The 7,581-nt window shown below is 63.2% G+C and carries 6 protein-coding genes; all 6 read right to left on the bottom strand.

Annotated features, from left to right (window positions below; translation table 11 throughout):
- The coding region (locus tag WA317_RS15250) for an MCE family protein (RefSeq protein ID WP_425173824.1) at window positions 1–1,391 on the bottom strand (1,391 nt) is incomplete at its 3' end.
- A complete protein-coding gene (locus WA317_RS15245) occupies window positions 1,388–2,428 on the bottom strand; it encodes a virulence factor Mce family protein (protein WP_425173823.1) in 1,041 nt (346 codons plus the stop codon). The genes WA317_RS15245 and WA317_RS15250, both read right to left, overlap by 4 nt.
- Window positions 2,425–3,726 (bottom strand): MCE family protein, encoded by a 1,302-nt coding sequence (locus WA317_RS15240; protein ID WP_425173822.1) that lies wholly within the window; start codon window positions 3,724–3,726, stop codon window positions 2,425–2,427. Before WA317_RS15240 ends, WA317_RS15245 begins: the two co-directional genes overlap by 4 nt.
- A 5-nt stretch (window positions 3,727–3,731) precedes the next feature.
- Complete coding sequence (locus tag WA317_RS15235) at window positions 3,732–4,601, bottom strand: MlaE family ABC transporter permease (RefSeq protein WP_425173821.1); 870 nt, start codon at window positions 4,599–4,601, stop codon at window positions 3,732–3,734.
- A gap of 1 nt (window position 4,602) precedes the next feature.
- The gene (locus tag WA317_RS15230) at window positions 4,603–5,403 is read right to left on the bottom strand and encodes an MlaE family ABC transporter permease (RefSeq protein ID WP_425173820.1); all 801 of its coding nucleotides are present in this window, start codon (window positions 5,401–5,403) and stop codon (window positions 4,603–4,605) included.
- A 568-nt stretch (window positions 5,404–5,971) separates the two neighbouring features.
- Window positions 5,972–6,643, bottom strand: a complete 672-nt coding sequence (locus WA317_RS15225) for a TetR/AcrR family transcriptional regulator (RefSeq protein WP_425173819.1) — start codon at window positions 6,641–6,643, stop codon at window positions 5,972–5,974.
- Window positions 6,644–7,581: the final 938 nt, after the last annotated feature.

Here is a 7,581-nt window from a genome sequence, read left to right as displayed (position 1 = left end):
GCGTTGGGCGGCAGCGGCACCGGCGTGCCCGGCAGATCCGGTGGCGGATCGCCTGGCCGCCCGGCAATCGGGATGCCGGGTGTCGGCGGCAGCCCGTCGGGTTTGGCTGGCGAAGTCAACACGTCGGGCAGCCCCAACACGGGACCCGCTAACGGACCGAACGGGCCTGCGCTCTGGTCCAGGCCCGCGCACGGCAACGGGTTGCCGGGGCGTGGCAACAGTTCGGGCGGCGGGGCGTAGGAACACGGTGATCCTGGTGCGACCGCCGGTCCAGGATGATCCGGGGTGCCCTCGAGCACCGGCGGCGCCGGCGGAGGTGCGCCGTTGGGGAACCGGGTGCCGTTAGGATCGGGGAACCGGAACGCCGGCAACCCGGCGCTGCGCCAGAAGTCCTCCGGGTCGATGCCGCGCTTCTTAAACGCCGCATCTACGTACGGCTGCAGGACGAAGAACGGCAATAGGTTGGCGATATACGCCTTGAAAAACGGCCCCGACGCGACGGTCTCGTTCAACGATGCGCTGAATTTGCCGACCATCGTGAGCGCTTGCGCCACGTCGTTTTTGCGGTCGCGCAGGAGGTCACTGAGTGTGCGCAGCTGTTCCAGCACATGGTTCAGGTTCGGGTTGTCGTTGATGAGATTCTGCACCTGAGCTGAAAACGCGGAGACGTTCCCCAGCAGCGCGCTGATAGCGCGGCTGCGTTCGTTGAACGCGACCAGCAGCGTCTTGGCGTTTACCAACAGCCGGTCGACCTTTTCGCTGCGGTCACCCAGCACGCTGGCCACCTGGTTGGCCTGCGCCAGCAGATGGGTGATCTGGTCGTCGCGTTTGCCGATGGTGTCGGAGAACTTGGCCACCCCTTCGAGGGCAGCACTAAGGTGCGGATAGGTCTGATCAATGGTCTGCGACAGGACATTCAGCGATTGTTTGACCGTCTCGATGTTCCAGCCCTCGGCGGCCTTGGTGACATCGAAGAACGCGTCGTAAATCTGATAAGGGGTGGTGCTCTGGCTTAGCGGCAGCGTCGCGTTGGGACGCAACTCTTGACTGCCCCGCGGCTCGACCTCGAGCACCTTTTTTCCGAGGATGGTGTCGGTGCGAATCGCCAGTCGACTTTCAGAGCCGATGATGTTGCTGCCGGTCGAGAACTTCATGACGATGTGGTCGCCGTCGATCTTGAGCGCCTGGACGCGTCCGACATCCACGCCGGCGATGCGCACCTTGTCGCCCTTGTTCATCCCGCCGGTGTCAGTGAACTGTCCGTAATAAGACGGCGAAGCGAACAGCATAGGGACACTGGTAAAGGTTTGGCTCACGGCGACGACGAGCAGCGCCACCGCGATGCCCACCAGAGCGATCCGCCGCCGGTTGGCGGGTTCGAGCGTTCTCATTGCGGCGTGCACCTACCCGACGGCTGTTGCCAGATCTTGACTGTGCGGACCGGGCCGCCGGGCTGCAGCCCGTTGGTCTTGAGCGTGAGATCGCAGATGTAGAAGTTCGCGAAATCTCCATACGTGCCGACAGCGCGCCCGATCATGTTCAATGCGGTCGGTGTCTTGTGGAGCAGATCGTCGACCTGAGCACGCTGATCGATGAGCGGTTGCTGAAGAGCGTCCAAATAGTTCACGGTGTTGTGCAGCAGGCCCCGGTTGTCGGCCAGCAGGTCGGCCACCGTCCCGGCGGCGTTGGAGATGTTCGCGGTGCCGGCGGCTAGCGGGTCGGCGCGGTCCTTGAGCCCGGTGATCAGCACCTCGAAGTCGTTCACCGTCTGGTCGAACGCCTTGCGGTGCCGGATTGTGGTGTCCAGCACAGTGTTTAGATTCTTGACCACCTCGCCGATGGCCTGGTCACGCTCGGCAATGTGCGCGGTCAGTTGCGCGGTCTGATCGAGAATGTCGTCGATAGTGCCGCCTTGACCCTGGAACACGGTGACGATGGCCGACGCGATGTTGTTGACCTTTTCCGGATTCAGCGCCCGAAACAGCGGCTTGAAGCCCCCGATCAGCGCGTCGAGATCCAGCGCCGGCGCGGTATGGGCCAGCGGGATGAATGCACCCGGCGGCAGTATCCGGTCAGCGCCCTCCCCCTCGCCGCGTTTCAGTTCCAGGTAGCGGTCACCGATTAGGTTCAGATAGCGGATTTGCGCGGTCGTCGATTGATACAGCGGTACCGAGCGGTCGATGTCGAAGTCGACGTGTACCCGATGGCCGCCGTCGACCAGCTGCACCTTTTTGACCTTGCCGATCTCCACCCCTGAGGCGCGGATGAACTGACCGTCCCGCAGGCCGCTGGCATTGCTGAAATCCGCGGAGTAGCTGTTGGTCCGGTCAAAGCGCAGCTGACCGAAAACCACGACTATCAACGCGGTGAAGAACAGCAGCACCACGGAGAAGCTGCCGAGTCTGATGGCGGTACCGGTGATATTCATGGGTTGATCGTGTTATCTCCGAGCTGACGGCCCCAGACGTACTCGACCGCGTACGGTGAGCCGGTGTCTAAGTGGTTGTACGGCGCGATGCTGGCGCCGGTGTCCTCCACCAGATACGGCGCCGGCCACAGGTTCCGGGTGATGGGCTGCCAGCACCCCGGCGCACCCCCCGGCCCGCCGCGGGCGTTGGTCCGCGGCAGATTTTCTGGATAGACATAGGGATTCGGCGCCCCGCCCACCAGTCCGGCCAGCCCTCCGACCCCTGAGAGTAAAACGGGGAAAACCATCGGAGACAGGAGGAGTCCCGCACCTGATAGCAGCTTGGAAGTCTGTCGCAGCGAGTAGCCGTTACTACCGCCTGCGAAGGCGGCGATCTTGGGTTCGACATCGTGGAAGTTGCGGATGGTGCAGAACAGCTCGGGACTGTAGGTGTCGAGCAGTTCTGCGCTCGGCTGCAGGTCGGCGGCGCCCTGAGCGAAATATGGCCCACCCCGCCGGAAGATGTCTTCGCCGGTATTGCCGAGTCCCGTCGCCGCCAACAATGCCGTATCCAGATCGTCTTCCTGCCTGGTGAGGGTGCGCGTGGCGGGGATCGCATTGTTGAGGAAGTCGAACAGGTCCGGCGCCGCGTTGGTGTAGGTGTTGCCCAGAGCCGTCAACCGCTGAATGTCATACCGAACCTTCGGCAGCTGCGGATTCACATCGTCGAGGATGGCGTTGCCGTTGACGATCGATTGGCCGAACTTGTCACCCAACCCGGCCAACGCCTGCGCGGCTGCGCTCAGCGTCAGGTTCACCTTGACCGGATCCACCTTCTCGGCGATCGAGGTGAGCGTCTGGAACACCGTGTTGATCTCCGTCGTCACCGACCTCGCGTCGATTACATCCTGCGATGTGATCCGTTGCGGCGAAGGGTTTTGCGGCGAGGTGAACGACACATACTTATTGCCGAACACGGTGGTCGCCTTGATGTTGGCCACCACATTGGCCGGAATGAGATCGAGGTATCTCGGATACACATCTAAGAGGAACTTGGCTGCCGGCTGGCCGTCACGCTCGACGCGCGAGATGTTGGCCACCCGGCCGATCTCCACCCCGTTATAGGTGACCTTTGCCCCCGGATCCATCACCAACCCGGCCCGCGAAGCCAGCATCGTCAACTGCGTCTTCGGCGTGAAATCCCCCCGAAACTGCAAGTACACCAGCACAATCACCAGCGCAGCCACCACCAGCAACGCCACACCCTCCAACTTGTACCGCGGGGTGCGTAGCTTGTTCTTCTTCACCGGCGTCGTCATGGCGGCTACACCGTGAGGTTGAAGTTCGGGTTGACGCCGTAGAGCGCCAGCGTTGCCAACAGGACCACGACCTGCACCATGATCAGCGAGAGGCGCATCGATCGCCCAACAGCCTGGCCGACGCCAACCGGGCCGCCGCTCGCCTGGTACCCGTAGTAGCAGTGGGTGAGCATCACGGACCCGGCCATGATGATGGTCTCCACGAACGACCAGAAAACGTCGTTGGGGCGTAGAAAGGTCCAGAAGTAGTGCTCGTAGGTGCCGGCCGACTGTCCGTACAACACCGTCGTGACGACCTGTGGGGAGAAGAACGACATGATCAACGCCATGGCGTAGAGCGGGATGATCACCACCAGCCCGGCGATGATCCGCGTGGACGCCAGGTAAGAGATCGATTTGATGCCCATCACCTCCAGGGCGTCGATTTCCTCGCTGATCCGCATGGCGCCCAGCTCGGCGGTGGCGCCGGCCCCGACCGTGGCGGCCAACGCGATGCCGGTGACGACGGGGGCGGCGATGCGTACGTTGATCAGTGCGGAGGCGAACCCGGTGAATGCCTGAACACCGATATTGCCCAGTGACGCGAACCCCTGGATGGCGATCAGCGAGCTGCCCGACAGCGTCACGAAACCAACGATCGTGGCGGTGCCGCCGATGACGGCCATCGCACCGGTGCCCATGCCGATCTGGGCGATCGTCCGCAGCAGCTCCTTACGGTAGTAGCGCAGCGCCCACCCGATCTGCCCGAGGCTGGTACGCGTAAACCAGGCCAGCTGCCCGGTCTCGCCCAGACCCCGGGAGGTGCTACCGACGTAGCGGTTGAGGTTGGCGGCCGTCCGCGGGTAGCGGGCGCGCAACACGGCAGCTGTGGACATGTCAGCGCCCCGTTCCGAACCGCACACCGATCGCGGTCAGCACTACGTTGACCGCGAACAGCGCCACCACACACAGCACCACGGTCTCGTTGACCGCGGTGCCCAGACCCTTGGCGCCACCGCCGACCGTCAGCCCGCGGTAGCAGCCGACCAGCCCGGCAATCAGGCCGAACAGTGCCGCCTTGACCGTCGCGATGACCACTTCCGGTAGCCCGGTGAGCGTGGTCAGCGTGGCCACGTAGGCACCGCCCGACACGTTCTGTAGGTACACCCCGAAGACGTAGCCGCCGACCAGGCCGACGATGACCACCAGGCCGTTGAGCAGCGTGGAAACGAGGGTCGCGGCCAACACCCGGGGAACCACCAGCCGGTGGATGGGGTCGATGCCCAGCACCTCCATCGCGTCGATCTCCTCCCGGATGGTCCGCGCGCCCAGATCGGCGCAGATGGCCGTCGACCCGGCACCGGCCACTACCAGCACGGTGACCTGTGGGCCGAGCTGAGTGACGGCACCCAACGCGGCGCCCGCGCCGGATAGGTCGGCGGCGCCGAACTGGGTCAGCAGAATGTTGAGCGTGAAGACGAGCAGCACGGTCAGCGGAATCGAGACCATCATGGTCGGCAGCAACGCGACCTTCATGATGAACCAGCCCTGCACGATGAACTCGCGCCACTGAAACGGCGCGCGGAACAGCGCCTTGCCGGTCAGCATGCACATCCGGATGAAGCCACCGATCAGGTCCAGCGGCGTCCCCGCTCGCTCGCGAAAGTCGTCGGTGAGCCGCGGCTGCGTCGTCGTCATTGCTGCCCGTTCACGACAGGAACCCGAAATGTGAACCCTCGACTGCCATTTCGCGGTCCGGGTCGTCGAGGGCGATTTTGGCGCCCTTCTCGTTGACATCCGGCGCAACGTTCCAGACGTTGTTCACGACGCGGCACCTCACCTCTTCGACAGCGGCGGTCGCCTCCCCGATGTCCCGGTTCGACTATCTCGGTCCCCATCGTCGGGCCGTCCTTTCCTCACCTGCGCCATGGAAACCCTACCCTACCGACCATACGTACAGTCAATACATCGCGTCGAACGGCCACTTCCCAGAATTCGCACAGTGGTGCCGACGCTCTAAGGCAAAGCCAAATATGCCGTCTAGCTGGACGTTTGGCGACTTTTGGTTCCCGGCACGCGCCCCCCACGTGGCAACGCTTCGCGCCGCGGCAACACATGCTTAGCCGCTTACTGACCGTTCGTACAGTCGGAACACTGATCGATGACGCGTGCGACCGGTTGGCGAACGGGCGATCGCGGGCACCGACAACGCGTTGCGCGTCGGTATCGGCTCCGTGGTGGTGGTCTCACACGGAGCGTGAAGTGATCAACCTGTGATGCCTGACACCGCGGCAACGCATTCGCGCACGACCGTAACGACGTCGCCGCGCGCATCCGCCCACTTGCTCAGCGCCAGGCGGTCGAGCAGCAGTCCGCCGAGGAACACGTCGACGAAAGCAGCCCCGACCTGCTCGGGCGTCCGGGAATCGGCGCGGTCGAACCACACCCACATCCACTGCACCGACCCCCACAGCTGTAGTGCGGCCAGCTCGACGTCCACGCTCCGAAATACACCGGCGTCGATCCCGTTGCGAATCTCGCCAATCGTGAGCGCTTGCAGTTCACTGCGCAGCTTGCGCACTTCATGCATAGCCGGATCGTCTGACAACTGAACAACCTCGCGCTGGCTGGCCACCGTAGCGTCTCGTGCGAGCACTTGTAGCAACGCGGAGGTGTAAATAATCGCGGCGATGCGTTCCTGGGGAGTGGTCAGCCGGTCCCATAACATTCGCACCAAGTCAAGCTCGCGAGCCAGGTAAGTTTCTTCGAGTTCGCGCAGCATCTGCGCTTTGGTTCCGAAGTGGTGGACGATGGTGCCCTTGGACACGCCAAGCTCGCTTGCGATGTCACCCATATTCGTTCCGTCGTAGCCACGTGCGGCGACGTGGCGGACAAATGCGTCGAGAATTTCCGCGCGCCTGCCGGCTGATCTGGGCACCTCGACCTCCACCCGAAAACTAACCGTACGAACGGTCTCTTCTAGACCCTGTTATAGCATGCGGTAATCGAGCGTGGCGACGGCCCTGCGGGCCCAGAATCGACGCAGCCGGATCGGCGTACGATGTTGTCGTCGTCCAGCGGCGGCATCGCGTCGGCCAGCGCGGCAATGGTCCGGGTTCCTTCGTGGTTTAGCGGCGCGCGAGCAGCGCACACGGGTCAAGGCGCGCGAAGACACAATCGCGATTGCGCAGTACCCACCGTCGTCCGTGTGCACGTCTCGATATGGCGGTGGGCGCTCCGGCTGGTCACGGGCGTGCGACCGCCATTGTGGCGTCCGTCGCACCGAGTGCCCGGAATCGGGGCGGCGGCCGCCGGGCTCGGGACACCCGTGGTGGAAGTAGGCGTACGACCGCGGCGTCGATCCGTCCGGCCGGTTGTCGACCTCGGCAATGCCGAATGCGGTTGTGCCCGCCGGTCTTCATGCAGGAAGGCGCGCCGACGTGGGATAGTCAGGCTCGTTGAAGTCCTTCCCATCCTGATGGTCGGAGCGCCAATCCTGTAAGTAAGTCCCAGTGACGCAACCAGTTTCGGCTGCAGCCGCAGCAGTGGGGGCTGTCACGACATACCTACTCGTCCCAACCTCTCGCTTGACGTCACCCTCGGTATGGAAGGTCATGAGTTCTCTGCCATCACGATCCACAAAACACACATAGGTGTCGGTATCAGAATCGTACTCGAAGCTGTCCCAAGCCAAGAGATATGCCAGACAGTGCCCATCGTGGTCTTTTATCGCGAGCTTATGAACGCCGGACTCCCTCAACATCTTAGCGTCCTCGATACGATGTTGTGCGGTGTGGTTCTTATACATCTTCGTCCTCTCTAGCCGCAGGAATTTGTCATTTTTAGAATCAAGGTTTTGACGTGACGCTCGGTATT

This window comes from Mycobacterium sp. (assembly GCF_049802695.1).
Classification (GTDB): Bacteria; Actinomycetota; Actinomycetes; order Mycobacteriales; family Mycobacteriaceae; genus Mycobacterium.
Note: the sequence above shows the minus strand (reverse complement) of the source record. Positions and strands in the feature narration are given on the sequence as shown.

Bases quoted from the DNA above. Each gene is read 5' to 3' on its own strand.
- WA317_RS15245 (WP_425173823.1), bottom strand. From the start codon at position 2,428: ATGAATATCACCGGTACCGCCATCAGACTCGGCAGCTTCTCCGTGGTG.
- WA317_RS15240 (WP_425173822.1), bottom strand. From the start codon at position 3,726: ATGACGACGCCGGTGAAGAAGAACAAGCTACGCACCCCGCGGTACAAG.
- WA317_RS15235 (WP_425173821.1), bottom strand. From the start codon at position 4,601: ATGTCCACAGCTGCCGTGTTGCGCGCCCGCTACCCGCGGACGGCCGCC.
- WA317_RS15230 (WP_425173820.1), bottom strand. From the start codon at position 5,403: ATGACGACGACGCAGCCGCGGCTCACCGACGACTTTCGCGAGCGAGCG.